The organism is Amycolatopsis sp. NPDC043887 (genome assembly GCF_056435665.1).
Genome location: NZ_JBWKEB010000002.1, coordinates 292,792 through 317,414, shown reverse-complemented (window position 1 = coordinate 317,414; position 24,623 = coordinate 292,792). Strand labels below are relative to the sequence as shown.

Sequence of the window (24,623 nt, the reverse complement as noted above, 5' to 3'; positions counted from 1 at the left end):
TGCGCCGCGCGCGGGTCGCCAGGGTGAACTCTCGTCACATCACCACGCAGGGTATTCCCAACAGCGTTGAAGTGCGCTTTCCGACACCCAGGGTGCGAACGTGAGCGAGATCATCCGCGGTGTCCACGTCCGCCCTGAGCGATTCCGCGGCGATCGTGAGCGGGGTCGCACCGGACGCGGTGTGCGCCCGCGCGGAACCCGCGCCGAACCGGGGTGCCAGCGCGCGGCCCGCCCCCGCGAGCAACAGGGTCGTACCCGTTCCCTGCCGGTCCGCGACGAACGCTCGTTGCCCGGCGGCTTCGGCGAGGGCGGCGGTGAGGTCTTCGGTCCGCAGCGCGGGCAGGTCGGCCTGCAGCGCGCCGACGAGACCCGACGGCGAGTCCCGGCGGAGCAGTTCTTCGCCGTGGCGCAGGGCCGCGTTCAATCCGCCGCGCGACGGTTCGGTGACGATCTCGACGCCCAGCTCGGTGAGATCCGCCACCGACGCCGGGTCGGCGGCGACCACCAGCACCCGCCGGACCCCGTCCGCCGAGGTCGCCGCGGACAGCGTGTCGTAGGCCAGCGCCAGCACCAGTTCGGGGTGCCGCTCGGGCACGACCGCGCCGCGAAGCCGGGACTTGCCCTCGGCGGGGCGTTTCATCGGCACTATCAGGTCAAAGCCCACACAGTCCACATCTCACTTCTTACCCGACCCTCCCTGGACCGCGCTCGGATGCGCGCGGCAGGATCAGTGGCCTGGGACGACACGTGTGACTTCGAGGAGGACGAATTGGCCCGGCGTGAGAAGGGCGGCATCTGGGTGGGCATCGCCGCCGCACTGTTCTACCCGGCGACGGCCATCGGCAAGCGGGTCTACCGCAACGCCGAGCGGATCCCCCGCGAAGGCGGCGCGCTGCTCCTGCTCAACCACGTGTCCCACATGGACCCGGCGGTGGACGCGGTGTTCGTGCACCGCCAGAAGCGGGTGCCGCGGTTCCTCGGCAAGGAGAGCCTGACCAGGGCGCCGGTCTTCGGCAAGATCTTCGTCGGCGCCGGGCAGATCCCGGTCTCCCGCGGTTCGGCCGCCGCCGGCGACAGCCTCAAGGCCGCCCACCAGGCGTTGCGTGACGGCAAGGTCGTCGTGATCTACCCGGAGGGGACGATCACCAAGGATCCGGACGGCTGGCCGAAGAAGCCGTTCACCGGGGCCGCGCGGCTCGCGCTGGAGACCGACGTGCCGGTGATCCCGATCGCCCGCTGGGGCACGAACCACATCTTCAACGGCTACACGAAGAAGTTCACGCCTTTCCCGCGCAAGAAGATCACGCACCTGGTCGGCGAGCCGATGGATCTTTCCGCCTACAAGAACGGTTCGACCCGCAGCGCGTCCAAGCTGCGCGAGGTCACCGAGCTGATGATGACCGAGATCACCGCGCTGCTCGCGGAGATCCGCCAGGAGGAACCGCCCGCGAAGAAGCCGGAGGACGACGCCTGATGGCCGAGGTCCAGCGGGTGACCGTGCTCGGCGCCGGATCGTGGGGGACGGCGTTCGCGAAGGTGCTCGGCGACGCCGGACGGGACGTGACCATCTGGGCCCGTCGGCCCGAGGTCGCGACCGACATCCGGGAACGGCACCGCAATTCGTCCTATTTACCCGATATCGAACTGCCGGAGCGGATCACCGCGACGGCGGATCCGGCCGAGGCCCTCGCCGGGGCGCAGGCCGTGGTGCTCGCGGTGCCGAGCCAGACGTTGCGGACCAATCTGTCGGAGTGGTCCGGTCTGCTGCCGACCGACGCGATCCTGGTGAGCCTCGCGAAGGGCGTCGAACTCGGCACGCTCAAGCGGATGAGCGAGGTCATCGCCGAGATCGCCCGCGTCGACGCCGGGCAGATCGTGGTCGTGTCCGGGCCGAACCTGGCGAAGGAGATCGCGCTGGGGCAGCCGGCGGCGGCGGTGCTGGCCTGCACCGACCACGACAACGCCAAGGCGATCCAGCGGGCGAGCTTCAACCAGTACTTCCGTCCGTACACCAACACCGACGTCGTCGGCTGCGAGCTGGGCGGGGCGTGCAAGAACGTCATCGCGCTCAGTTGCGGGATGGCGGCCGGGCTCGGGCTCGGCGCGAACACCGTGGCCACCCTGATCACCCGCGGGCTGGCCGAGATGGCCCGGCTCGGCGCGAAACTGGGTGCCGACCCGCTGACCTTCGCCGGGCTCGCCGGCGTCGGCGACCTGGTGGCGACCTGCTCGTCGCCGTTGTCGCGCAACCGGACCTTCGGCGAGCGGCTCGGCCGGGGCGAGACGCTGGAGCAGGCGCTCGCGGCCACCGGCGGTCAGGTCGCCGAGGGCGTCAAATCGTGCACGTCGATCCGGGAACTCGCGATGGGGCTCGGTGTCGACATGCCGATCACCGACGCGATGCACCGCGTGTGCCATGAAGGGGTCGACCCGCGGCGCGCGGGAGCCGAGCTGCTCGGACGGTCGCAGAAGCACGAGTGGTCCTGAGGCGCGGTCCACGGAGTGGGATCGGTTGACCGGCGGGCTCCGCGCTGGTTCGCTGAGCGCATGTTCGCACGTGGGATGACTGTGTCGCGGGACCGCTCGGGTCTTGGCGTGGTCGCGTGTCGCTGTTGTCGGTGAACCCCGCCCCGGCCCAGCTCGACTCCTTCTTCCTTCTGCGAGGACCTCTCCATGTTCGCCGTCCCGGACAACACGCTCGTCGTTCCCGAAAACCCCGCCCTGCGCCACCCGGTGCGCGTCGCGCTCGAATTCGCCGCGGACCGTGACCGCTGGCGGCACCTGCTGCGTTACGACCCCGAGGAGCGTTTTTCCGCGCTCGTCGACGCGGACGAACTGCAGGAGATCTGGTTGATGAGCTGGCTGCCCGGCCAGCGCACCGACCTGCACGACCACGAATTCGCCGCGGGCGCGTTCACCGTGGTCGGCGGCAAGCTGAGCGAGACCGTCGCCCGGCGCGCCGTCGACGGGCGGGCCGTCACCGAGCTGCACTCGCTGTCGGAAGGCCAGTCTCGCGTCTTCGGTCCCGGCTACGTCCACGAAGTGCGCAACGACGGCCCGGATCCCGCCGTCAGCGTGCACGTCTACCGGCACCGGCCCCGCGCCATGCGGCCGTACCACCTGGACCCCGTCTCCGGCCCGGTCCGGGACTGACACCTCCCGCATTTAGTCCTCTGAATGCGTTCCTTGCGCGTGCAACTACCGCATTCAGAGGACGAAATGCCGGGTCAGGCGAGGTCGCCCCGGAGCCGGAATTCGGCCTCGACGCGGTCTCGTGAAGCGCCGGTGGCGAGCAGGGTGTGCAGCAGGAGCCGGGATTTGCGCGGGTCCAGCCAGCCGGCCATGGTCACGCCCATCGCGATCAGATCCGATTCGGAACCGCGGAAGCCGTAGGTGCCGCGGAACGTCGGCCCGGCGCCGGTGCGGCCGGCGACCACGATCGGCACCTCGGGCAGGACCCGCTCGATCACGTCGGCGGACCCCGCCGAAACGTGCCCGGCGCCGTTCGCGGCGAGCACCACGCCCTTCACTCCGGCCTTGACCAGCGTTTCCAGGAGTTCGCCGGTGTCCTCGACACCGCTCTCGACGATCGGCACCAGCCCGGAGAAGTCCGCGTTCTCCAGCGGCAACGCCGCCGGGCGGGCGGCGACCGGATGGAAGTAGTGCACCAAGCCCTCGCTGAGCAGCGCGAGGGGCCCGGCGGGATTCGAGGAGAACGCCTCGACATGGCTCGAATGCGCCTTGCGCACCCAGCGCGCGGCGTGGACGTCGTCGTTGAACGCGACCAGCGAGCCGCGGCCCCGGCTGCGGGGATCGGCGGCGACGGTCAACGCGGCAAGCAGGTTCCCCGCGCCGTCGGCGCTGGGCAGGCTGGGGTTGCGCATCGCGCCGGTGATCACGATCGGCGCCTCGGAAGCCCATGTCAGTTCGAAGAAGTACGCGGTCTCTTCGAGCGTGTCCGTGCCCTGAACCACGACGACACCTTCGGCGCCCTCGTCGACGGCCTTGGCCGCCCAGTCCCTTGTCCTGAGCAGGGTCGCGAAATCCATCGACGCGCTGGAAATCCCCGCGAGCGTCTCCGCGCGGACGTCCATCTCGAGGCTCTCGCCCAGGTCGCCGAGCAGGTCGGCGGCGGTGAGCCGGGGGACGGCGTGGTCCTCGCCGTCGCCGGGGACCATCGAGATGGTGCCGCCCAGGGCGGCGACGGCGACCAGGGGCCGTTTCTCAGGGGAGACGCTCATGAGGACATTCTTCCAAAGTCTCGTGAGTGGTAAGGACGGTTCTAACCGTCCTTACCACTCACGACCCCCAATGCTCACCGCCGCCCCTTCACTGCTTCGATCGTGAAACTGGCCGCCAGCCGCCGTGGATCCTCGGTCAGCCGCCATTCCTCGGTCGCCTCGTTCAGGGTCATGAACCCGGGCAGCGCGTTCCACGGCACGCTGTCGTGTTCCACCAGCCGCGTCAGGGTCAGCCCCGCGTCGAGCAGCGAAGTGACGATCTCGCCGAGCCCGTGGTTCCATTCGTGCGTCCGGTTGTGCTGGAACGAGACGTCGGTGTCCACATAGGTCCCCGGTTCGTCGAACACCAGCGGTTCGGCCTGCTCGAAGTACGGGTAGCGCGGCGTGATGAGCGGTTGTGTCTCGTCGAGGGTGCCCAGCATCGGGTGCATGTCGCGGATGAACAGCCGCCCGCCCGGCCGCAGCAACGCGCCGACGACCTGTCCCCAGCGGGCGATGTCCGGCAGCCAGCAGAGCGCGCCGATCCCCGTGTAGACGAGGTCGAACTCCCCGGCGCCCAGCACATCGGCGGCACTGTACACATCGGATTCGTGGTAGTCGATCCCGGCGCCGGTCTCGGCGGCAAGGCGTCGCGCGATCTCCAGCGCGGGCGCGGAAAAGTCGAGGCCGGTCATCCGTGCGCCGAGGCGGGAAAGGGAAAGCGTGTCCGTGCCGATATGGCACTGCAGGTGCACTCCCCGGGCGCCGGAGACGTCGCCGAGCAGCGGCCGGTCGAAGGTGACCACGCCGCTGAGATGCGTGGGGTCCGCGACGAACTTCTCGTAGCCGTAGTCCGCCGAAGCGGCGTGCGCCGGAGCGCGTTCGTCCCAGTTCGCCCGGTTGACGGTCAGATAGTCCGTCACGAGGTGGCGGCCTTTTCGGCGGCGCTGCGCAGGACGCAGAATTCGTTGCCCTCGGGGTCGGCGAGGACGGCCCAGCCCGTGCCGTCCGGGTTGCGGCGGTCGTGGAGGAGGGTCGCGCCGAGTTTCAGCAGGCGCTCCACCTCCTCGTCGCGCGGGATGTCCGGCTGGAGGCAGAGGTGGATCCGGTTCTTCACCGTCTTCGGCTCCGGGACCTGCCCGAAGAACAGGGTGACACCGTTGTCCATCTCGATGATCGCTTCGGGATCGCCCGGCACGTCGTCGTCGGCCATCGGTTTGCCGACGACGCCGCTCCAGAAGCGGCCCAGTTCGTAGGCGTCGGCGCAGTCGAAGAAGAAGTTCTGTACGACAGAGGTCATGACGCCGCAGTCTGCCTGAGCCCGCGAAGCCCGGCCAACGGTTTAAACCGGCGGTGAGCCGACACGCCGTTCAAGCGAGCCGAAGCCCCGGCGACCGGTGCACCTGCCGCTCCGCGTCTATGACCAGCACCTGGCACCCCGGTTGCGAGGCGACCCAGGCGATCCCCTCGGTCCCCATCGCGAAAGCGGCCGTGGCGAGGGAATCCGCGGTGACGAGGTCGTCGGCCGCGACCGTGACGCTCAGCAGGCCGACGGGCGGGCGCCCGGTCCTGCCGTCCAGGATGTGCGCGCCGCGTTCGTATTCCGCCGAGGTCGCGACCGCGCCACCGGACGATTCGACCACGGCACAGACCGCGCCGGGCCGTTCGGGATGCCGGATGCCGACCCGCCAGGCGCGGCCGGGTTCCGGTTCGCCGGCGGTGACCACGTCCCCGCCCGCGTTGATACAGAACACGTCCAGGCCCTCGGCCAGTAACAGGGACGCCGCCCGCTGCACCGCCCAGCCCTTCACCACCGCGTTCGGATCGAGCCGCCGCCCGGGGAGCCGGGCGGTGAACGCCCCGCCGGACAACCGTTCGTAGTGATCGCACAGCGACAGGACTTCCAGGAGGTCGTCGCTCAGTTCCGAAGGCGCGAGTTCGCCGCGGTCGTAGCGGCAGACCTCGCTGTCGGCCTTGAACGGACTGAACCGGGCGTCGACCTCCCGCAGCCAGCCGAAAACTCCGTCGATCGCGTGGTCGACGAGGTCACCGCCCGCCCGGACGTCGACCGAGACCGGCAGCCCCATCACCTGTTCGATGTGGTTCATCTGGCGTCCAGCGCCGCCTGCAGCGATTTGACGTACGACTCGCTCGTCGACGTGGCCCCGGAGACGGTGTCGATGTCGGCGCTCTGCGCGGTCAGCGTCTCCTCCTGCAGGATCGGGATCGCGGCGACCCCGCGGCCGCTGGTCGGCCGTTGCAGCAGGCGGACTTCGGAGATCCTGTCCTCGGCCGAGATCACCAGCCGCACCTGGACGGTGCCGTACCGGTTGCTCTCCACCGAACCGTCGACGGTGCGCTCGGCACCTTCGGATGCCCCACCGTCCGAAGTAGACACAGCGGACGGTACGGGCGCGGCGACGGCCACGGTCTCCGAGCCGAGCGGACCGGGTTCGTACAGCCAGACACCGAGGAAGCCGGCGGCCGAAAGGGCGACCGTGGCGGCGACGATGGTCTTCTTCATGATCGGGACTCCCTGACTCAGGCGGCGAGGCTGAAGCGTTCGGCGTGGACCTGCTGGGACGGCACCCGCAGCTGCCGCAGGCTGCGCAGCGTCGCCGAGGTCATTCCGGGCGGGCCACAGACGAAGACGTCCCGGTCGGTGATGTCCGGGACCATCCGCCGCAGGTTGGGCGCGCCGAGGATCGGACCGGCCTGATCGGACGGTCCACTGAGGACCCGGACGACCGCGCCGCGCGCCCGCGCCAGCCCGATCAGCTCGGGCAGGAGGACGGCGTCGCGTTCGTCGCGGACGCGGTAGAGCACCACGACGTGTCCGGAGATCTCCTCCAGCAGCGCGCGGATCGGGGTGATCCCGACGCCGCCCGCGACGAGCAACGCGTCCGGTTTCTGTTGGTGCATCGTGGTGAACGCGCCGTACGGCCCTTCGGCGAACACCCGGGTGCCGACCTTCAGCGACCGCAGGGACGCGCTGCCGTCACCGGCGGCTTTCGCGGTCAGCCGCAGGGTACGGCCGTCCGGCGCGGCCGAGAGCGAGAACGGATTCGCCTGCCACCAGCGATCCCGGGTCATGAAGCGCCACAGGAAGAACTGGCCCGCCCGCGCGGGCATCTTGTCGAGGTGCTTGCCGGAGATGTACACCGAGACGACGTCGCGCGATTCGGGGACGACGGCGACGACCTTCAACCGGTGACGCAGGTTACGCGCCAGCGGCAGCACCACCCGGCCGGCGACGACGGAACCGAGCGCGACGCCCCACACCGCCCACCAGTAGGCCTGAGCCCCCGGCGACGACGCGAACGATCCGCCCAGCGCGATCTGATGGCTGAACGCCAGCACGACCGCGGCGTAGGTGTAGAGGTGAAGGAAATGCCAGGTCTCGTACGCCAGACGGCGGCGGGCGAACCGGGCGGAAACGGCGCCGACGAGGAGGATCAGCGCGAACGCGACGACCGCGCGCAGAATCCCCTCCAGTTTGGTCACCATCGTGACGAACTCGTCGGCCACGCCGTTGTCCTCCACCTGCGCGTAGCCGAAGACGATGAAGACGAAGTGGGCGAGCAGCGTCCACAGCAGGCTGAACCCGGTCCAGCGGTGCCAGCCGGTGAGCCGGTCCATGCCGAGACGGCGGTCGAGCCACGGCAGCCGGGCGACCAGCAGCAGCTGGAACGCCATCGCCAGCGCCCCGTACAGCCCGGCGAGCCTGCCGATGCTGATCAGCACGTTGTCCGACGGCCCGGCGGCGAAGAAGAGCATGGTCACGGTGGCCACGTTGGCCCCGAGGAAGAGGAAGAGCCCGGCGCGTGCGGCGATCCTGGGACGGATCGCCGGGCGCGGTCTCACGGCGGTCTGCGTCATGATGGTCACACGTGGTTCCTTCCGGTCCGGTTCAAGCGCCGAGCCTGCTGTGCCAACCTGTGACCTTTCTTGGCGGAACCTGTCGGCTTCCTGTCGTGTGCGCTCCCGCCTCGCCCTCGCGCGCGCGTTCACGGAGGATGGCCTTGTGAACACCGAGAACCCCGTCCGCCTGCTGGTGGTGGACGACGAGCCGCATATCGCCGACCTGGTGGCCACCGTCGCCCGCTACGAGGGCTGGCAGGCCGTCACCGCCGGATCGGGGGAGGCCGCGCTCGAGCGTGCCGCCGAATTCGGGCCCGACATCGTCGTACTCGACCTGATGCTGCCCGGGATCGACGGGTTCACCGTGCTGGACAAGCTCCGCGAGTCCGGGACGGCGGTGCCCGTGGTCTTCCTCACCGCGAAGGACGCGACCGCGGACCGGGTCGCCGGGCTCACCCGCGGCGGCGACGACTACCTCGTGAAGCCGTTCTCCGTCGAGGAACTGATGGCACGGCTGCGCGCCGTTCTGCGGCGGAGCACCAATCAGGCCAAGGCCGCGATGCTGCGGGTCGGTGACCTGACCCTGAACGAGGACACCCGCGAGGTCGCCCGTGGCGGCAAACCCGCCGAGCTGACCCCGACCGAGTACGAACTGCTGCGCTACCTCATGCGGCGTTCGCCTTCGGTGCTGACCAAGGCGCAGATCCTCGACCACGTCTGGGAATACGATTTCGGCGGCCGGTCCAATGTGGTCGAACTCGTCATCTCGCATCTGCGCCGCAAACTCGACGCGGGGAACGAGCCGTTGATCCACACCGTGCGCGGTGTCGGCTACGTCGTCCGGCAGGCGGCGAGATGAAAATACTGCGCCGGTGGTACGACGCCTGGCGCCGGTCGAGGCTCGGCACGCGGCTGGCGCTCGGGCTCGGCGCGCTGGCGCTGGTCGTGTTCGCCGTCGTCGGGACCGTGATGGTCGGCATCATGAAGGGCTACCTGAACGACCGGCTCGACGAGCAGCTCGCCAAGACCCAGATCAGCCAGGTGCCGTCGCTGCGCACCACGCACGGCGGGAAACCGCAGCAGGCGTACGGCTGGTTCTCCGCTGTTTTCGCCGTGCGGGACGGTGACGCGCTGCCGCAGGCGGGCGGTTCCCTGCCGCCGGACACGAAGGCGCTCGAAAAGGTCGCCGAGGACGCGACGCGGACCGAGGTCCTGCGCACCGTCTACATCGAGGACAAGGGCACCTACCGCGTCCGGGCCTGCCCGATCGAACCGGCGCAGAACATCGTGCTGGTCAGCGCCGCGCCGCAGGCCGATCTGGACCGGACGGTCAGCCAGCTGATCATGGTCGAGGTCGTCGCGTTCCTGCTGGCGCTGGCGGTGCTGGTGATCGCGGGACGGCTGGTGCTGCGGCGGGGGCTGCGGCCGCTGAGCGACATGGCCGGGACCGCGCACGACATCGCTTCGCACGACCTCACCACGAACGCCGATCTCCCGGTGCGCGCGCAGGCGAGCGGCGGCGGTGCCGAGGTCGAGGAACTGCGGACGGCGTTCAACGTGATGCTGGCGCACCTCGATTCCTCACTGGTAGCGCGCCGGGAGGCGAACGAGCGGCTCCGGCGGTTCATCGCCGACGCCTCCCACGAACTGCGCACGCCGCTGACGTCGATCCGGGGCTACGCCGAGCTTTTCCGCTACGCCGCGGCGAACGAACCCGCCGAACGCGACGCACACCTGTCGAAGATCCGGGAGGAGACGCAGCGGATGAGCGTGCTCGTCGACGACCTTCTGCTCCTCGCGCGCCTCGACGCGCCGGAGACCGAGGCGCCGCTGCGGCTGGTCGACGTCGACGTCGCCGAGCTGATCACCGACGCGGGGGAGGCCTTCGCCGCCGGCCGCCCGGAACATCCGCTGAGCATCGGCGCGGTACCGGAAGGTGTTGTCCTGCAAGCGGATCCGGTGCGGCTACGGCAGGTGCTGGACAATCTGCTCGCCAATGCCGCGGTGCACACGCCGCCAGGGACGCCGGTGACGCTGTCGGCTTCGGCTTCGGACTCGGAGGTCGTCCTGCGGGTGGGCGACGCCGGGCCCGGGATCCCGCCGGAGGCGCGGGAGCGGATCTTCGACCGGTTCTACCGGGTCGACACCGCCCGCACGCGCGGCAACGGCGGGACCGGGCTCGGGCTTTCGGTGGTGCTGTCGCTGGTTTCGGCGCACGGCGGGACGATCGAGGTCGAGAGCGTGCCGGGGGCGACGACGTTCACCGTGCGGCTGCCGCGCCACCGCTCGTGACCCCCTCTCGCGCGTGCAATGAAGGACGCTTTCCTTGCGAAATCTGCCATGAAAGCGTCCTTCATTGCAGGCTGGCGGCGGCTACCCGACCCGCCGCTTCACGTGGTCCGGCACCGTCCAGTCACTGACGAGATCCGCCGACGGCTCCGGTTCCCCGAACACGGTCCGCACCGGCAGTACCCCCGCCCACGAGAGATCGGCCGCGACCTCGTCCTCGGGATCGTCGGGCCCCTCGCCGCGCATCTTCACCGAAGCCTCGGTGAGGTCCAGCTCCAGCACCGAAACGGACGCGAACTCTTTCGCGTTGATGTCCCTCGCGTGCTCCCACGAACCGGGCGCGAGGTGGTCGGTCAGCACGTGGAGGCCGTGCATCTTGCGTTCGCGATCGGTCACCGCGGCCGCCTTGCCCAGGATGACCGCGCTGCGGTAGTTCATCGAGTGGTTGTTGACCGAGCGCGCGTAGACGATGCCGTCGAGCAGGGTCACCGTGACACACACCTCGACGCCGTCGGAGTCGCGCATGCTCCTCGCGCCGGTCGATCCGTGCAGGTAGAGCGTGTCGCCGTCGCGTCCGTAGCCGGTCGGGATGACCAGCGGGACGCCGTCGCGCACCACGCCGAGGTGGCAGATCAGGGCTTCGTCGAGCACCGAGTACAGCGCCGAGCGGCCGGTGAGGGCGCGGTTCTTCTTGCGGCCGAGAGTGGTCCGGTCGGTAGGTGAGAGCGGGGTGGACATGCGAGTAGTCTCACCCCGAGAGTGGCCTGTAATAATGTCCAATTCTCCTATACTTGTGAAGGCCACTTCGGGAAAGTGTGGAGAACACCATGTCCGACACCGCTCTGCCGGTCAGTCTCGACCGCGATTCGCTCGTCCCGCTCGCGGTCCAGCTGGCCGACGCGTTGCGCGCGGCCGCGGGCGACGGACATCTGCGCGGCGGCGACAGGCTGCCCTCGACCAGGGCGCTCGCGAGCCGTCTCGGCGTCAGCCGCACGGTGACGTCGGCGGCGTACGAACAGCTTCACGCGGAGGGCTGGATCGCCGGCCGCCACGGCTCCGGCACGTACGTCACCACCACACCGCCCGCGGACAGGCCGTCGAAAGGGCCGGCGCCGGGCGCACCGGCCGCGCCCCCGACGCTGGTCGACCTCACCCCGGGCGTCCCATGGGCCGACGGCATCGAGAAAGCCGCCTGGCGCCGCGCGTGGCGGGCCGCCGCCGACCCCCGCCCGACCTATCGCGAGGACAGGGCAGGTCTGCCCGCGTACCGGGACGCCGTGTCCGAGCATCTGCTGCGGCACCGCGGTCTCGCGGCCGGAACGGTGCTCGCGACCGGCGGGACGACGGCCGCGGTGATCGAACTCGCGGGCGCGGTGCTCTCGCGCGGCGACCGGGTCGCGATCGAGGAGCCGGCTTACCAGCGCGCGGTGCAGGCGTTCCGGCGGGCGGGGATGGCGGTCGTGCCCGTCCCGGTCGACGAGGAGGGGCTGCGCCCGGACGCCGTTCCCGCCGACGTTCGCGCGGTGTACTGCTCGCCCGCGCACCAGTATCCGCTCGGCAGCCGGATGAGCGCGTCCCGCCGCGTCGACCTGGTCGAACTCGCGCGCGACAACGGCATGCTGGTGATCGAGGACGACTACGACGGCGAGCTGCGGTTCGACGTCGCGCCGCTGCCGCTGCTGGCCGCGCTCGCGCCCGACGTCGTCGCGCATCTCGGGACCACGAGCAAGATCCTCACACCGGCGCTGGGCGCTGGCTGGATGGTCGCGCCGTCCCAGGTCGCGGCCGCGGTGCTGGAGTACCGCGAAGCGACCGGGACGCGTCCTTCGCCCGCGGGACAGCGGGTGCTCGCCGAACTGGCGCGGCACGGCGATCTGGGGCGGCATCTGCGGAAGCTCCGGCGGGAGCTGTCGGAGCGCCGGTCCCTGGTTTCGGCCGCGCTGACGTCGGCGGGGATCCCGGTGCTCGGCGACGACGCGGGCGCGCATCTGGTCGTCCCGTGCGGATCGGCGGCCGACGAGGCGGCGCGGATGGCGGCGGCGGAACGCGCCGGGATCCGGCTCGACGGGCTGGCCCGGCATTTCGCCGGGACGCCGACGGTGTTCGGGAATCTCATCGGCTACGCGGGCTGCTCGCGCGAGGCGCTGCGATCCGCGCTCAAACCGCTGATCCCCGTCCTCGCTTGACCTCCAGCGAACTGGAGGTCATAGCTTGCGATCATGCGTGAGATCAGAGTGTCCCGGTTCGGCGATCCCGGAGTCCTGGAGCAGGTCGAAGTGCCGACCCCCGAACCGGCGGAGGGTGAGCTTCGCGTCGCGGTGACGGCGGCAGGCGTCGGCTGGCTCGACGCCCTCATCCGGCGAGGCGACGGTCCCGACGTGTTCGCGGTCGAGCCGCCGTACGTGCCGGGCGGGTCGGTGGCGGGCACCGTCGACGCGGTGGGAGCCGGAGTCGACGAAACCTGGCTGGGAAAGCAGGTCCTCACCCACGCGCCCGGCGGGTACGGCGGGGGATACGCGGACACGGTCGTCGCGCTGCCGGACGACACGTTCCCGATTCCGGACGGGCTGGATCCCCGGCACGCGGTGGCCCTGTTCGACGACGGCAGTACCGCACTGGCGTTGCTGGAGAAGACCCCGGTCACCGCCGGGGAGCGGATCCTGGTGGCGCCCGGCGTCGGCGGGCTCGGCAGCGTGCTGGCGCAGCTCGCCCGCGCGACGGGCGCGACCGTCTTCGCGGCGGTCCGCGGCGACGAAAAGGCGGCGATCGCGCGGAAACTGGGGGCCGAGCCGGTCGACTACTCGGTGGCGGACTGGACGGGAGAGGTCCTCGCCCTCACCGGCGGCCACCGTCTGGACGTGGTCTTCGACGGCGTCGGCGGCGAACTCGGCGCGGCCTCCCTGGCGTTGCTGAGGAACGGCGGCCGCTTCTCCGGCTACGGCATGTCCAGTGGCGCGGAGACCGTGATCGGCGACGCCGACCGCGCCCGGCTGTCCGTTGTGGACATGTCGCAGCTGGTCGGGTTCTGGCCCGACAACCCGCGCCGGGTCCGGGAAGTGCTGCGGCAGGCGGCCGACGGGAAGCTCACGCCGATCATCGGCCGGACGTACCCGCTGGCGGAGGCGGCCGCCGCGCATTCGGACATCGAAGCGCGGCGGTACACCGGCAAGAGCCTGCTCCTGCCCTGAGCGCTCAGAACCGCAGCGGCACCGCGGGGAGATTGGCGGCGACGACCTCGGAAACGGTCTGGAGCGGCCCGGTCCCCGCGGTGTCCGGCACGGTGAGCGCCGTGTAGACGGGACGATCCACCACGAACCACGTCGCGGTGCCCTCACCCTCGACCTGCAGCCACTGGACGCCGTTGATCGTCCGCAGCTGCGAGGTCCGGGTGAGTTCCGGCGGCTTGCCGAGACCGCACCGCAGGACGACCGGGTCGCCGGTGCCCCAGCCGATCGTCGCCTCGGGGGCGGGATCGGCCGGCTTCCGCCGGACCAGCGTGTTCCCGGACGACGTGAGCTCGTGCGGGAGCGCGCCGATGAGTTTCGCGCATTCGGGTGACCCCGACTGCGGTGCCGGGACCGGGACGAGCGGGAGCGGACCGTCGGCGGCCGGGGCGTCGGATTCCGCGCCGCGGGTCAGCCCGAAGACGGCCACGCCCGCGACGAGCAGGATCGCCAGGCAGGCGGCCGCGATCAGCAGGGGTTTCGGCGGTGCGCCGGTGTCCGTGTCAGCCACCGGACAACTACACCACTTCGGAATTCCGGTGGTGAACCCGCGTCCGCGATCGACGTCGGCAGGACGCTGCCCGGTCGTTCACGTCGCCGATGCGGAGACGGCGTCCTGCCACCGCGATAGCGGGGCCTCCGGCCAGGGCGGGTTCACGCGTATGGGCACTTTCGGAGTGCATTCTCGGCTCCGCCGACAGGCACTCAGAGATGCACGACCGGGCAGGTCAGCGTCCGCGTGATGCCCTCCACGTTCTGCACCTTGGCGACCACGAGCTGGCCCAGCTGATCGACGGTGTCGGCCGCGGCCTTGACGATGACGTCGTACGGGCCGGTGACATCCTCCGAACTGGTGACACCGGGGATGGTGGAGATCTCCGCGGCGACCGCGGCCGCTTTGCCGACCTCGGTCTGGATGAGGATGTATGCGTGGACCACGGCGCGCCCCTTCGTAAAAGTCGGCTCAAGGTAGGAACGTTGTAGCAACGTATCGCCAGCCCCGGGAAAAACCTAGGGCTTCCGACTATCGGTGATCGATATTTGTCCGGACAAGGGAAAGTGGAGGTGACGGGTGTCACCGAACGACGGCACGGTCGCCGGGACCGGTGAATTCCGGTTGATCGAGGCGGTGACCGCCGGCCGGAAACAGCCGGAGACGACACTGCTCGGACCGGGGGACGACGCGGCCGTCGTGGCCACCCCGGACGGGCGGACGGTGGCGTCCACCGACGTCCTCGTGCAGGGCGTCCACTTCCGGCTCGACTGGTCCAGCGCCGAGCAGGTGGGGCGCAAGGCGGTCGCGGTGAACCTCACCGACATCGCCGCCATGGGCGCGCGCCCGACGTCCGTCCTCATGGGATTCGCGTGCCCCTCGGACACGCCGACGTCACTCGTCACCGAACTCACCCAGGGCATGTGGCTCGAAGCCGACCGCGCGGGGATCGGGATCGTCGGCGGCGACATGGTGCGCGCCGACCAGATCGTGATCAGTGTCACCGCGCTCGGCGACCTCGGCGGCCGGGAACCCGTGACCCGGTCCGGCGCGCGTCCCGGCGACGTCGTCGCGGTCTGCGGGCGGCTCGGCTGGGCGGCCGCCGGGCTCGCCGTGCTCGGGCGGGGGTTCCGCTCACCGGTCAGCGTGGTCAACGCGCAGCGCTGCCCCGAGCCGGACTACGAGGCGGGGATCCGCGCGGCCGACGGCGGCGCGACGTCGATGATCGACGTGTCCGACGGGCTCCTGTCCGATCTCGGTCACATCGCCGAGGCCTCCGGCGTCGGGATCGACGTCCGGACGGCGGACCTCGACGTGTCGAGCAGGCTGACCGAGGTCGGCACCGCGCTCGGCGCCGACCCGCTGAAATGGGTGCTCACCGGCGGCGAGGACCACGCTTTCGCGGCGACCTTCCCTTCCTTCGCCGAACTGCCGGAAGGCTGGACCGAGATCGGCGTCGTCACCATGCCGGATTCGGGGGTGACGGTGGACGGGAAGCGGTACGGGCACGAGAGCGGCTGGCAGCACTGGCGCTAGGAGCGTGAGGCCCACCAGGTCGACTCCGCGGCGGCGGTGAAGCCGAGCGATTCGTACAGCGGCTTGCCCAGCCGGGACGCGGTGAGGGTGACCGGCAGCCCCGCCAGCGGGGCGAGGGAGCCGAGCATCACGGCTCGTCCCACGCCCCGCGAGCGGAAGGCGTCCGGCGTGCCGACCCAGTAGTGGCTGCCGAATCCGTTGCCGGCGACGGTGACGCACGCCCCGGCGACCTCGCCGTCGAGCCGCGCGATGAACACCTCGACGCCCGGCTGGTCGAGGATGGCCGTGGGGAACATCTCACCCGGCCGGAAGCGCGCGAGTTCGAAGGCTTCGATCACCACGCGCTCGGCCGCTTTCAGGTCCGCGTCCTCGCGCACCCGGACCACCTCCATCGCGGGTTCGGCGACCGGTGCGGGTGGGCGCAGCATGACGGGCATCCGCCAGCTGCGCATATCCCCGAGATGGTTCAGATCGGTGGCGCTGAAGGGATCCTCGGCCTCCACCGGCCCCGTCGCCCGTGCGGCGAGCTCGGTGATTTCCGCCAGCTCGCCGTCGGTGAGGACGGGCTCCTGGATCAGGACGCGCAGCCCCGCGCGCTCGTCGCCGTCGACGGCGAGAAAGCCGCGACGGCGGATCACTTCGTGGCCGCGGGACCGGCCGGTCGCGGCCCAGAACGCGGCGGAATTGCGTGCCTGGCGCAGTGGAGCCTCGGCGAGTCCGGTGATGGACGTCTCGATCGACATGAACGCAATCTACTTTGGGGAATGGCAAGTCTTCTCGCTAATGTCGCGCCCATGGACCTTCGCGTGCTGGCCTACGACCACCCCGACGCGGTGAAGCTGCTGGCCGAAGCGCAGCTCGAACTGGCCGCCCGGTACGGCAGTGAAGACGAGACACCGATGGACGAGGCGCAGTTCGCCCCGCCGAAGGGGCTGTTCATGGCCGCCTACCTCGACGACGTCCCGGTCGCGTGCGGTGCCTGGCGGGCGCACGACGGGCCGGAACCCTTGCTGCCGGGCGATGCCGAGATCAAGCGCATGTTCGTGATGGCTTCGGCGCGGGGCCGCGGGTTCGCGAGGGCGATCCTCGCCGACCTGGAGCGGACGGCCGCCGAGGCCGGACGGCGGCGCATGGTGCTCGAGACCGGCGACAAGCAGCCGGAGGCCATCGCGCTGTACGAGTCGGCCGGTTACCGGGAGATACCGGGTTTCGGGTACTACAAGGACGAGCCGGAAAGCATCTGCTACGGCAAGCCGCTGGGCTAGGAGAACGCATGCCGATCTACGCACTGGGCGGCCTCGAACCCTCGATCCACCCGGACGCCTACGTCCACCCCGACGCGACGGTGATCGGCGACGTCCGGATCGCGGCGTTCGCGTCGGTGTGGCCGCAGACCGTGCTGCGCGGCGACCACGGATACATCGAGATCGGCGAGCGGTCCAACGTCCAGGACGGTTGCGTGCTGCACTGCACTCGCAAGGAGCCGACGATCATCGGTAAGTCCTCCGCCGTCGGGCATTCGGTGCACATCGAGGGCGCGCGGATCGGCGAGGGCTGCCTGATCGCGTCGGGATCGGTGGTGCTGAACGGAACCGTCGTCGAGGACGGCGGGATGGTCGGCGCCGGCGCGGTTCTCTCTTATGGGTCCTATGTGGACAGTGGACACATCGCGCTCGGCGTCCCGGCGAAGACGCGGCCGAACACTTCGTTCGGGCCGGACAAGATCAAGCTCGTCGTCGACGGTTATGTCGAGCGTGCGGCCCTTTTTCGTAGAGAACTCCGTCGGGTCGAACTCCGGCGGCTCGACGGACGTGAGTAAGCTCGCACGCCGTGACCGCACGACCGCTGCAGGACATCGTCGAAGCAGGCTGGGCGCAGGCCCTCGAACCGGTGGCGCCGCAGGTCGCCGCGATGGGGGAATTCCTCCGCGCGGAGATCGCCGCGGGCCGGACCTATCTCCCGGCGGGTGAACACGTGCTGCGGGCGTTCCAGCAGCCGTTCCACGACGTGCGGGTGCTGATCGTCGGCCAGGACCCGTACCCGACGCCCGGGCACGCCGTCGGGCTGAGCTTTTCGGTGGCGCCGGACGTCCGGCCGATCCCGAAGAGCCTGATCAACATCTACAAGGAGTACTGCGAGGACCTCGGGCACCCGTTGCCGTCGAACGGCGACCTGACGCCGTGGGCAGACCAGGGTGTCCTGCTGCTCAACAGGTCGCTGACGGTGCAGCCCGGGAAGTCGAACTCGCACCAGGGCAAGGGCTGGGAAGCCGTCACCGAGCAGGCCATCAAGGCCCTCGCCGCCCGGGACGAGCCGATGGTGGCGATCCTGTGGGGCCGCAACGCGCGGAACCTGAAGCCGATGCTGGGGAAGGTGCCGTGCATCGAGTCGGCGCACCCGAGCCCGCTTTCGGCGCACGCCGGTTTCTTCGGCTCGCGACCCTTCAGCCGGGCGAACCAGCTGCTGGAGCAGCAGGGCGCCGGTCCCGTGGACTGGAAGCTCCCCTGACTCTCTTGTGGCAGCAGTGACCGATGTGACTCCTGAGGTGAAGCCGCCGTCCGTGAAGGCCTCCTTCACTACCTTCAGGGTAGGGAAGGAGGCCTTCACGACATCTTGGCTCGGCAAGGCGGCCTTTCGCGGAAGGCGGCCCCACTGGCCGGCCCGGCCCCGGTCCCGCGAAGAACCCACCCCGCACAAAAAATGGCGGGTGCTCCGAAGAGCACCCGCCATTCCCCAAAAAACCGGCTCAGCCGCGAACGACCTTGCCCGCCTTGATGCACGAGGTGCAGGCGTTCAGGCGCTTGCGCTGGGACAGACCGATCTTGGCGTGAACGGTCTGGATGTTCGGGTTCCACCGGCGGTTGGTACGCCGGTGGGAGTGCGAGACCGACTTGCCAAAGCCCGGTCCCTTGCCACAGACGTCGCACACGGCAGCCACGTCGAACTCCTCTGGATCTGGGACAAAGAATGATGCGCCCAGCATGCTGGGCAACTCGACCATAGTAACCAGTGGCTCAGAGCCCTCCGGCACCGGGTCGATACCCTCGCTGGAACAGCTAGGAGGTTACGCGGTGCGGGTGCTGGACGTGGCGGCGGTGTCGGCTTGGTCGGCGGCCTGTGTGCACAGCTTGGCGGTGCTCCGGCCGGCGATCGACGGCATCAACGTCTACCCGGTCGCCGACTCCGACACCGGCTCCAACCTGCTGTTCACCATGACCGCGGCCCGTGACGCGCTGGCCGAGGCCGAGCCCGCGACGGCCGCCGAGGCGCTGTCGGTGTTCGCCAAGGGCGCGGTCGCGGCGGCCAAGGGCAACTCGGGCGTGATCATGTCGCAGGTCGTGCGCGGGATCGCCGAGTCGGCGGCCGTGAGGGAACTCGACGGGCCGGGGCTCGCGGAGGCGCTCGGCTGCGCGGACAGGGCCGCCACGGGGGCGGTGAGCCGTCCGGTGGCCGGGACCATCTTGACCGTCCTCCACACTGTCGCCGCCGCCGTCCGTGACGTGACAGGGTCACTCGAAGAGGTGGCCGCCGCGGCGGCGAGCATCGCCGCCGAAGCTCTCGAAGAGACCCCGAAGCAGCTGCCAGTCCTGGCGGTGGCCGGTGTGGTCGACGCGGGCGCCCGCGGCCTCGTCGCGGTCCTCGATGCTCTTTCCGGCGTGATCTCCGGCGGCCTCACCGAGCCGGAGCACCCGCTCGAGGCGCATCACCATCACACGATCGAGGCGCCGACGGCCTGGGAGGTCATGTACCTGCTCGACGGCGTCGACGAAACCAGTCTCCCCGGGCTTCGCAAGACCCTCAGCGGCCTCGGCGACAGCGTCACGGTCGCCGGGGACGGCGCCGGCGCGTATGCCGTCCACGTCCATTGCGCGGACATCGGCGCGGCACTGGAGGCCGGGATCGAGCTCGGCCGCCCCCGCCGGGTCCGGGTCGAGCCGCTGATCACGCCCACCCCGGTCGAGGTCGGCGGCGGGATCGACCGTTCGGTGGTCGCCGTGGTCCACGGTGGGCCGCTGGCCGAACTCCTCCGCGCGGAGGGGGTCGCGGTGCTTTCGGTGCCGCACGGGGTCGAGCCGACGGTCGAGGAGATGCTGGGCCTGATCAACGAGGCCGCCGGGCATCACGTCACCCTCCTTCCCGGCGGTCAGGAGCTGACCGCGGCGGCCGACGCGGCGGCGGGTCACGCGATGGCCGCGGATCGCGACGTCGTCGTCATCCCGTGCGTGTCACCCGTCCAGGTGCTCGCCGCGCTGGCCGTCCACGACCAGGACCGCCGCACCAACGACGACGTGGTCGCGATGGCCGAAGCGGCCGCCGCCACCAGGCGTGGCGAACTGAGGATCGCGCAAGAGGAGTCGCTAACCTGGGTGGGCCGGGCGCAGGCCGGTGACGTCGTCGGTCTCGTCGACGGCGAGGTCGTGCTGATCGAGCCCGCGCCCGCCTCGGAGACGAGCCTGGTCGCGGCGGCGGTCGGCGTGCTGAACCGGATGCTGGCCCTCGGCGGCGAGCTGGTCACCGTGCTGACCGGGCTCGACGCGCCGGTCCGGCTGCCCGGTGAGCTGGCCGATCAGCTGCGCCTGGAGCATCCCGAGGTCGAAGTGACGAGTTACGCGGGCGGCCAAACCGACGCCGTGCTGCTGATGGGGGTGGAGTGACCGCATGACCAACCTGCGCGCGGACCTCAAGCTGGTCGTCGGCGCGGCGACGGCGAAGGCCCTCGCCAAGGGCCTCAAGATCGAGACGGTCAGCGACCTCCTGCGCCACTACCCGCGTCGTTACGCCGAGCGCGGCCAGCTCACCGACATCGCCGGGCTCGAACTCGGCGAGCACGCCACCGTGATGGCGCGCATCGAGCGCGTCAACAAGCGCCGGATGAAGGCGCGCAGCGGCACCCTGCTCGAAATGGTGATCACCGACGGCAAACGCCGCCTGCAGTGCACCTTCTTCAACCAGGCCTGGCGCGAAAAGGAACTCGTGCCCGGCAAGAACGGGCTCTTCGCGGGCAAGGTCACCGCCTTCCGCGACGTCCTGCAGCTGGCGAACCCCGAGTACGAGCTGTTCGACGCCGATCGTCAGGCCGAGGCGATGGACGACTTCCTCGCCGAGATCATCCCGGTGTACCCGGCGGCGCAGGGGATCCCGACCTGGGTGATCGCCAAGGCCGTCCGGCAGGTGCTGGACGTGCTGGAGGTCGACGAGGACCCGATGCCGATCGAGCTGCTCGCCCGATACGGCCTGCCCAGCCTGGAGAGCGCGCTGCGCGGTATCCACCGCCCGTCGAGCTGGCAGGCGCTGAACTCCGCGCGTGACCGGCTCAAATGGGACGAAGCCATGGCGGTGCAGCTGATTTTCGCGCAGCGCAGGCATTCCCTGGTCTCGCGGCCCGCGAAGGCCTGCCCGCACAAGGACGACGGCATCCTCGACGCCTTCGACAAACGGCTCCCGTTCGCGCTGACGTCGGGCCAGCAGGAGATCGGCGATGAGATCTCCAGGGATCTGTCCACCGAGCATCCGATGAACCGGTTGCTGCAGGGAGAGGTCGGTTCCGGCAAGACCGTGGTCGCGTTGCGCGCCATGCTGCAGGTCGTCGATTCCGGGCGGCAGGCGGCGATGCTCGCGCCGACGGAGGTCCTCGCCGCTCAGCACGCCCGATCGCTGCGCGAGATGCTCGGCGACCTCGGGCAGGCGGGCGAGCTCGGCGGCGCGGAGAACGCGACGCGCGTGACCCTGCTGACCGGTTCGATGGGCGCCAAGGAACGCAAGAAGGCGTTGCTGGAGACGGTCAGCGGTGAGGCCGGGATCATCGTCGGCACGCACGCGCTCATCCAGGACACGGTGTCGTTCGCGGATCTCGGCCTGGCCGTGGTCGACGAGCAGCACCGCTTCGGGGTGGAGCAGCGAGACGCGCTGCGCTCCCGCGGCTCCGACGAGACCAGCCCGCACGTGCTCGTCATGACCGCGACGCCCATTCCGCGCACGGTCGCGATGACCGTCTACGGCGATCTGGAGATCTCCGCGCTGCGCGAGATGCCGGTCGGCCGGTCGCCGATCAAGACGTCGGTGGTGCCGGTCGCGGAGCGGCCGGCCTGGCTGGACAGGGCGTGGCAGCGGGTCCGCGAGGAATGCGGCAAGGGCCACCAGGCGTACATCGTCTGCCCGCGTATCGGCGACGAACCGGCGTCGGACAAGGGTGACAAGCGGCCCGCGCTGGCGGTCCTCGACGTGGCGCCCGAGCTGGCCGAAGGACCGTTGAAGGGCTTGAAGATCGGGGTCCTGCACGGCCGGATGCCCGCCGACGACAAGGACGCCGTGATGCAGGCGTTCTCCAGGGGTGACCTGGACGTGCTCGTCGCCACCACCGTGATCGAGGTCGGCGTGAACGTGCCGAACGCGACCGCGATGGTGATCATGGACGCCGACCGGTTCGGCATCAGCCAGCTGCACCAGCTGCGCGGCCGGGTCGGCCGGGGCAGTGTGCCGGGGCTTTGCCTGCTGGTCACCGAAACCCTGGACGGGACGACCACCCGCGAGCGGCTGGCCGCCGTCGAGTCCACGACGGACGGTTTCGAACTGTCCAGAATGGACCTGGAACTGCGCCGCGAGGGCGACATCCTCGGTGCCGCGCAGTCGGGGAAGAAGTCGACCCTGAAGCTGCTGTCGCTGCTGCGCGACGAGGACGTCATCGCCGAGGCGAGGGCCCGCGCGTTGGAAATCGTCGAGAAGGATCCGGCCTTGGGTAATTACTTGGGGCTGGCGCATATGATCGCCGACGTCGTCGACGAAGATCGCGTGGAATACCTGGAAAAAAGCTGACGTGAACATCTCTGCCCGATCGGACCTTGCCGCCGGGCGGGCCGCGGGGTTCCGTACGTTCCGTACGGGCGAGGGAGGCCGGGGATGACAGCAGCGGTGCGGGTCCGGTTCGGTGAGGACGGGGCCGACGCGGAACGGGTCGACCAGCTCACCGGGTACCTCCGAAGCGAACTGATCGATCGCGGGGTCGCCGAGGTCAAGGCGCTGCCCGCCGGTCCGGCGCCGCCCGGCTCGCGGGGATTCGACGTCGCGACGGTGGGCGGACTGCTGGTCACGCTGGGACAGTCCACCGAGGGACTGCGTTCGGTCGTCGCGGCCGTGCGGGAGTGGCTTTCGCGCGGCGGACGGGTGAAGCGCACGGTGCGGCTGGAGATCGACGGCGACGTGCTGGAGCTGTCCGAAGCGACGCTCACCGATCAGGACAAGCTCGTCGATCTCTTCGTGAGCAGGCATTCGTCGTCATGACCGGCGAGCGGCGTGCCTTGATCATCGCCACCGGGGAGTACGACAACCCCGGGCTGAGCGCGCTGCGGTCCCCGGCCGCCGACGCCGAAGCGCTCGCCGAGGTCCTCGCCGACCGTGCCATCAGCGAATTCGACGTCCAGGTGGTGCGCGACGAGACCGCGCACGTGATCGCGGGCCGGGTCGAGGACCTGTTCGCCGACAGCGCGCCGGACGACGTCCTGCTGGTGCATTTCTCTTGCCACGGCTTGAAAAGCGAATCGGGTGAGCTGTTCTTCGCCGCCCGTAACACCCGGCCGGAGCGGCTCGCGTCGACCGCCGTCCCCGCCGATTTCGTCCAGCGCTGCATGCGGATGAGCCGGTCGCGGAGCATCGTCCTCCTGCTGGATTGCTGCTACGGCGGCGCTTTCAGTCAAGGGGTCGCCGTGCGCGCCACCGGTGAGGCCAACGTGCTCGACGCGTTCCCGGTCGGCGGTTTCGGCGGCCGCGGCCGTGCGGTGATCACCGCGTCGAACTCCATCGAGTACGCCTTCGAAGGCGATCACCTCGCCGACGATCACGTCCGCCCGTCGGTGTTCACGTCGGCACTGGTCGACGGGCTCCGGACCGGCGACGCGGACCGCGACGAGGACGGCTGGGTCGCGCTCGGCGAACTGTACGACTACCTGTTCGACAGCGTCCGGGAGCGGAACCCGAACCAGACCCCCAGTCGCGACATCGAGATGCAGGGCGAGCTGTACCTGGCCAGGAGCAGGCGCCGCCGGATCAAACCGTCGCCGGTCCCGGCCGATCTGCGTGCGGCGAGCGAGGATCCGAACATGTTCACCCGCCTCGGCGCGGTGACGGAACTCCAGCGGCGGCTGGCGAGCGAGAATCTTTCCGTCGCCATCGGCGCGCACGAAGTGCTCACCACGATGGCGCAGACCGACATCCGGCACGTCGCCGAGGCCGCCGACCTGGCGCGGCGGGAAGCGCGGGTGCGAACCGAGCCCGAGGTGGTCCGGTTCGGTGAGGTCCACCGCCGAAGGCCGATCCGTTCGCCGTCGCCGCCGCGATCCTCGCGTTCGCGGCCGCGGTGTACCTCGTGGTCATCGCCTTCTCGCTCAGCAGCAGCGTGGAGGACTTCTTCGAAGACGGCGGCTGGACGGTCTCGCCGCTCGTCGTCTTCGCGACCGCGGCGGGGATCGCGATGCTCCTGCCGAACACGCGCCGGATGGTGGGGCCGGGAGCGCTGTGCGGACTGGCGCTGCTCTCGGCTATTCCGTCCGGCCCGGTGGTCCTCGTCCTCTCCGACGGCTGCCTGTTCGCCGGGGCCGTCTGCGCGCTGATCGCGGTGCGACGTGACCGGAGTTTCCGCCTCGGGCTGGGGAAGCCGAGGGATGGACTCGCCATCGCGGCCCTCGTGGCCGGGACCGCCGGTGCGGCCGGACTGGTGACGGAGGCCGTCGAATTGGTGGACTACTCGTCGAGCCGGGCCGACGAGGCCGCGATCTACCTCGTGCTCTCGGTGGTGCTCCTGATCGGGACGCTGCTGCGGCCGGCGGCCTTCGGGGTCGCCTTCCTCGGTGGGGTGGCCGGAGGCGGCATCGTCATGCTGTGCGCGCTCTTCTACGCGATGCCGAGCAGTTCGAGCGTGACCGGCGCCGGCTGGGGGATCGCGCTGTCGATGGTGCTCGCGCTGGCCATCGTGACCGGTTTCGCCGCCCGCAAGGCGAAAGGCTGACG

At 70.4% G+C, this 24,623-nt stretch carries 28 protein-coding genes; 16 read left to right on the top strand and 12 right to left on the bottom strand.

Annotated elements, in window-relative coordinates; genetic code table 11:
- Window positions 1–34: 34 nt before the first annotated feature.
- Complete coding sequence (gene cofC, locus AC069H_RS06650) at window positions 35–640, bottom strand: 2-phospho-L-lactate guanylyltransferase (RefSeq protein WP_478231598.1); 606 nt, start codon at window positions 638–640, stop codon at window positions 35–37.
- 90 nt (window positions 641–730) lie between these two features.
- Here cofC and AC069H_RS06645 point away from each other — a divergent pair, with 90 nt between their 5' ends.
- From AC069H_RS06645 to AC069H_RS06635, 3 genes are all read left to right on the top strand, one after another.
- Complete coding sequence (locus AC069H_RS06645; protein ID WP_340683420.1) at window positions 731–1,474, top strand: lysophospholipid acyltransferase family protein; 744 nt, start codon at window positions 731–733, stop codon at window positions 1,472–1,474.
- Complete coding sequence (locus AC069H_RS06640; protein ID WP_478231597.1) at window positions 1,474–2,487, top strand: NAD(P)H-dependent glycerol-3-phosphate dehydrogenase; 1,014 nt, start codon at window positions 1,474–1,476, stop codon at window positions 2,485–2,487. The genes AC069H_RS06645 and AC069H_RS06640 overlap by 1 nt, the downstream gene beginning before the upstream one ends.
- 186 nt (window positions 2,488–2,673) lie before the next feature.
- Window positions 2,674–3,153 carry a cysteine dioxygenase gene (locus tag AC069H_RS06635; protein WP_478231596.1) on the top strand — a complete coding sequence of 160 codons (480 nt, stop codon included), beginning with the start codon at window positions 2,674–2,676 and terminating at the stop codon, window positions 3,151–3,153.
- Window positions 3,154–3,227: 74 nt separating this feature from the next.
- On the opposite strand, the gene AC069H_RS06630 is transcribed toward AC069H_RS06635, so the two are convergent.
- The 6 genes from AC069H_RS06630 to AC069H_RS06605 all read right to left on the bottom strand — a co-directional run bounded on the left by AC069H_RS06630 (window position 3,228) and on the right by AC069H_RS06605 (window position 8,108).
- Window positions 3,228–4,241 (bottom strand): asparaginase, encoded by a 1,014-nt coding sequence (locus tag AC069H_RS06630; RefSeq protein WP_478231595.1) that lies wholly within the window; start codon window positions 4,239–4,241, stop codon window positions 3,228–3,230.
- A gap of 74 nt (window positions 4,242–4,315) precedes the next feature.
- Window positions 4,316–5,143, bottom strand: a complete 828-nt coding sequence (locus AC069H_RS06625; RefSeq protein WP_478225764.1) for a class I SAM-dependent methyltransferase — start codon at window positions 5,141–5,143, stop codon at window positions 4,316–4,318.
- Window positions 5,140–5,520, bottom strand: a complete 381-nt coding sequence (locus AC069H_RS06620) for a VOC family protein (protein WP_478225763.1) — start codon at window positions 5,518–5,520, stop codon at window positions 5,140–5,142. Before AC069H_RS06620 ends, AC069H_RS06625 begins: the two co-directional genes overlap by 4 nt.
- Before the next feature lie 70 nt (window positions 5,521–5,590).
- Window positions 5,591–6,328: an FAD:protein FMN transferase gene (locus AC069H_RS06615; RefSeq protein WP_478231594.1), complete on the bottom strand. Its 738-nt coding sequence runs from the start codon at window positions 6,326–6,328 to the stop codon at window positions 5,591–5,593.
- Window positions 6,325–6,744 carry an FMN-binding protein gene (locus tag AC069H_RS06610; RefSeq protein WP_478231593.1) on the bottom strand — a complete coding sequence of 140 codons (420 nt, stop codon included), beginning with the start codon at window positions 6,742–6,744 and terminating at the stop codon, window positions 6,325–6,327. The genes AC069H_RS06615 and AC069H_RS06610 overlap by 4 nt, the downstream gene beginning before the upstream one ends.
- 17 nt (window positions 6,745–6,761) lie before the next feature.
- Complete coding sequence (locus AC069H_RS06605) at window positions 6,762–8,108, bottom strand: ferredoxin reductase family protein (RefSeq protein ID WP_478231592.1); 1,347 nt, start codon at window positions 8,106–8,108, stop codon at window positions 6,762–6,764.
- Window positions 8,109–8,244: 136 nt separating this feature from the next.
- Here AC069H_RS06605 and AC069H_RS06600 point away from each other — a divergent pair, with 136 nt between their 5' ends.
- Window positions 8,245–8,940, top strand: a complete 696-nt coding sequence (locus AC069H_RS06600) for a response regulator transcription factor (protein WP_478225759.1) — start codon at window positions 8,245–8,247, stop codon at window positions 8,938–8,940.
- Window positions 8,937–10,373, top strand: a complete 1,437-nt coding sequence (locus tag AC069H_RS06595; protein WP_478231591.1) for a sensor histidine kinase — start codon at window positions 8,937–8,939, stop codon at window positions 10,371–10,373. Before AC069H_RS06600 ends, AC069H_RS06595 begins: the two co-directional genes overlap by 4 nt.
- Before the next feature lie 81 nt (window positions 10,374–10,454).
- Here AC069H_RS06595 and AC069H_RS06590 read toward each other — a convergent pair whose 3' ends face one another.
- The gene (locus AC069H_RS06590) at window positions 10,455–11,108 is read right to left on the bottom strand and encodes a pyridoxamine 5'-phosphate oxidase family protein (protein WP_478231590.1); all 654 of its coding nucleotides are present in this window, start codon (window positions 11,106–11,108) and stop codon (window positions 10,455–10,457) included.
- 89 nt (window positions 11,109–11,197) lie between these two features.
- On the opposite strand from AC069H_RS06590, the gene pdxR reads away from it, so the two are divergent.
- Both pdxR and AC069H_RS06580 read left to right on the top strand, forming a co-directional pair.
- Window positions 11,198–12,556: a MocR-like pyridoxine biosynthesis transcription factor PdxR gene (gene pdxR / locus AC069H_RS06585; RefSeq protein WP_478225756.1), complete on the top strand. Its 1,359-nt coding sequence runs from the start codon at window positions 11,198–11,200 to the stop codon at window positions 12,554–12,556.
- Window positions 12,557–12,589: 33 nt separating this feature from the next.
- A complete protein-coding gene (locus tag AC069H_RS06580; RefSeq protein ID WP_478231589.1) occupies window positions 12,590–13,558 on the top strand; it encodes a zinc-binding dehydrogenase in 969 nt (322 codons plus the stop codon).
- A gap of 4 nt (window positions 13,559–13,562) precedes the next feature.
- On the opposite strand, the gene AC069H_RS06575 is transcribed toward AC069H_RS06580, so the two are convergent.
- Together AC069H_RS06575 and AC069H_RS06570 are read right to left on the bottom strand one after the other, a co-directional pair.
- Window positions 13,563–14,105 carry a DUF3515 domain-containing protein gene (locus AC069H_RS06575; RefSeq protein ID WP_478225754.1) on the bottom strand — a complete coding sequence of 181 codons (543 nt, stop codon included), beginning with the start codon at window positions 14,103–14,105 and terminating at the stop codon, window positions 13,563–13,565.
- 194 nt (window positions 14,106–14,299) lie between these two features.
- Window positions 14,300–14,533 (bottom strand): Lrp/AsnC family transcriptional regulator, encoded by a 234-nt coding sequence (locus AC069H_RS06570; protein WP_007031456.1) that lies wholly within the window; start codon window positions 14,531–14,533, stop codon window positions 14,300–14,302.
- Between the two features lie 133 nt (window positions 14,534–14,666).
- On the opposite strand from AC069H_RS06570, the gene AC069H_RS06565 reads away from it, so the two are divergent.
- Window positions 14,667–15,623: a thiamine-phosphate kinase gene (locus tag AC069H_RS06565; RefSeq protein WP_478231588.1), complete on the top strand. Its 957-nt coding sequence runs from the start codon at window positions 14,667–14,669 to the stop codon at window positions 15,621–15,623.
- Here the strand turns inward: AC069H_RS06565 and AC069H_RS06560 are convergent.
- Window positions 15,620–16,366, bottom strand: coding sequence for a GNAT family N-acetyltransferase (locus AC069H_RS06560; RefSeq protein ID WP_478231587.1), 747 nt, complete (start codon window positions 16,364–16,366; stop codon window positions 15,620–15,622). The two genes, AC069H_RS06565 and AC069H_RS06560, sit on opposite strands and share 4 nt — an antisense overlap.
- Before the next feature lie 51 nt (window positions 16,367–16,417).
- Here AC069H_RS06560 and AC069H_RS06555 point away from each other — a divergent pair, with 51 nt between their 5' ends.
- The 3 genes from AC069H_RS06555 to AC069H_RS06545 are packed head-to-tail and all read left to right on the top strand — an operon-like array spanning window position 16,418 to window position 18,131.
- A complete protein-coding gene (locus AC069H_RS06555) occupies window positions 16,418–16,888 on the top strand; it encodes a GNAT family N-acetyltransferase (protein ID WP_478231586.1) in 471 nt (156 codons plus the stop codon).
- Between the two features lie 8 nt (window positions 16,889–16,896).
- The gene (locus tag AC069H_RS06550) at window positions 16,897–17,442 is read left to right on the top strand and encodes a gamma carbonic anhydrase family protein (RefSeq protein ID WP_478225750.1); all 546 of its coding nucleotides are present in this window, start codon (window positions 16,897–16,899) and stop codon (window positions 17,440–17,442) included.
- 11 nt (window positions 17,443–17,453) lie between these two features.
- Window positions 17,454–18,131, top strand: a complete 678-nt coding sequence (locus tag AC069H_RS06545) for a uracil-DNA glycosylase (protein WP_034320386.1) — start codon at window positions 17,454–17,456, stop codon at window positions 18,129–18,131.
- Between the two features lie 238 nt (window positions 18,132–18,369).
- Here AC069H_RS06545 and rpmB read toward each other — a convergent pair whose 3' ends face one another.
- Entirely contained in the window at window positions 18,370–18,561 is a 192-nt protein-coding gene (rpmB, locus tag AC069H_RS06540) for a 50S ribosomal protein L28 (RefSeq protein ID WP_007031450.1), read from the bottom strand.
- A 133-nt stretch (window positions 18,562–18,694) separates the two neighbouring features.
- On the opposite strand from rpmB, the gene AC069H_RS06535 reads away from it, so the two are divergent.
- The 5 genes from AC069H_RS06535 (at window position 18,695) to AC069H_RS06515 (ending at window position 24,621) form a co-directional block, all read left to right on the top strand.
- Complete coding sequence (locus AC069H_RS06535; protein ID WP_478231585.1) at window positions 18,695–20,278, top strand: DAK2 domain-containing protein; 1,584 nt, start codon at window positions 18,695–18,697, stop codon at window positions 20,276–20,278.
- A 4-nt stretch (window positions 20,279–20,282) separates the two neighbouring features.
- Entirely contained in the window at window positions 20,283–22,436 is a 2,154-nt protein-coding gene (gene recG / locus AC069H_RS06530) for an ATP-dependent DNA helicase RecG (RefSeq protein ID WP_478231584.1), read from the top strand.
- A gap of 84 nt (window positions 22,437–22,520) precedes the next feature.
- On the top strand, window positions 22,521–22,901 hold the full coding sequence (locus AC069H_RS06525) for a hypothetical protein (protein WP_478231583.1): 381 nt from the start codon (window positions 22,521–22,523) through the stop codon (window positions 22,899–22,901).
- Window positions 22,898–24,226 (top strand): caspase family protein, encoded by a 1,329-nt coding sequence (locus AC069H_RS06520; protein WP_478231582.1) that lies wholly within the window; start codon window positions 22,898–22,900, stop codon window positions 24,224–24,226. The genes AC069H_RS06525 and AC069H_RS06520 overlap by 4 nt, the downstream gene beginning before the upstream one ends.
- On the top strand, window positions 24,172–24,621 hold the full coding sequence (locus AC069H_RS06515; RefSeq protein WP_478231581.1) for a hypothetical protein: 450 nt from the start codon (window positions 24,172–24,174) through the stop codon (window positions 24,619–24,621). The genes AC069H_RS06520 and AC069H_RS06515 overlap by 55 nt, the downstream gene beginning before the upstream one ends.
- Window positions 24,622–24,623 lie beyond the last annotated feature (2 nt).

Excerpts from the sequence above, each read along its gene's own strand:
- AC069H_RS06630 (WP_478231595.1), bottom strand. The coding sequence starts at position 4,241 with ATGAGCGTCTCCCCTGAGAAACGGCCCCTGGTCGCCGTCGCCGCCCTG.
- AC069H_RS06610 (WP_478231593.1), bottom strand. The coding sequence starts at position 6,744 with ATGAAGAAGACCATCGTCGCCGCCACGGTCGCCCTTTCGGCCGCCGGC.
- AC069H_RS06560 (WP_478231587.1), bottom strand. The coding sequence starts at position 16,366 with ATGTCGATCGAGACGTCCATCACCGGACTCGCCGAGGCTCCACTGCGC.
- AC069H_RS06590 (WP_478231590.1), bottom strand. The coding sequence starts at position 11,108 with ATGTCCACCCCGCTCTCACCTACCGACCGGACCACTCTCGGCCGCAAG.
- AC069H_RS06580 (WP_478231589.1), top strand. The coding sequence starts at position 12,590 with ATGCGTGAGATCAGAGTGTCCCGGTTCGGCGATCCCGGAGTCCTGGAG.
- AC069H_RS06520 (WP_478231582.1), top strand. The coding sequence starts at position 22,898 with ATGACCGGCGAGCGGCGTGCCTTGATCATCGCCACCGGGGAGTACGAC.
- AC069H_RS06555 (WP_478231586.1), top strand. The coding sequence starts at position 16,418 with ATGGACCTTCGCGTGCTGGCCTACGACCACCCCGACGCGGTGAAGCTG.
- AC069H_RS06620 (WP_478225763.1), bottom strand. The coding sequence starts at position 5,520 with ATGACCTCTGTCGTACAGAACTTCTTCTTCGACTGCGCCGACGCCTAC.
- recG (WP_478231584.1), top strand. The coding sequence starts at position 20,283 with ATGACCAACCTGCGCGCGGACCTCAAGCTGGTCGTCGGCGCGGCGACG.
- AC069H_RS06525 (WP_478231583.1), top strand. The coding sequence starts at position 22,521 with ATGACAGCAGCGGTGCGGGTCCGGTTCGGTGAGGACGGGGCCGACGCG.
- pdxR (WP_478225756.1), top strand. The coding sequence starts at position 11,198 with ATGTCCGACACCGCTCTGCCGGTCAGTCTCGACCGCGATTCGCTCGTC.
- AC069H_RS06640 (WP_478231597.1), top strand. The coding sequence starts at position 1,474 with ATGGCCGAGGTCCAGCGGGTGACCGTGCTCGGCGCCGGATCGTGGGGG.
- AC069H_RS06550 (WP_478225750.1), top strand. The coding sequence starts at position 16,897 with ATGCCGATCTACGCACTGGGCGGCCTCGAACCCTCGATCCACCCGGAC.
- cofC (WP_478231598.1), bottom strand. The coding sequence starts at position 640 with ATGAAACGCCCCGCCGAGGGCAAGTCCCGGCTTCGCGGCGCGGTCGTG.
- AC069H_RS06595 (WP_478231591.1), top strand. The coding sequence starts at position 8,937 with ATGAAAATACTGCGCCGGTGGTACGACGCCTGGCGCCGGTCGAGGCTC.
- AC069H_RS06635 (WP_478231596.1), top strand. The coding sequence starts at position 2,674 with ATGTTCGCCGTCCCGGACAACACGCTCGTCGTTCCCGAAAACCCCGCC.
- AC069H_RS06615 (WP_478231594.1), bottom strand. The coding sequence starts at position 6,328 with ATGAACCACATCGAACAGGTGATGGGGCTGCCGGTCTCGGTCGACGTC.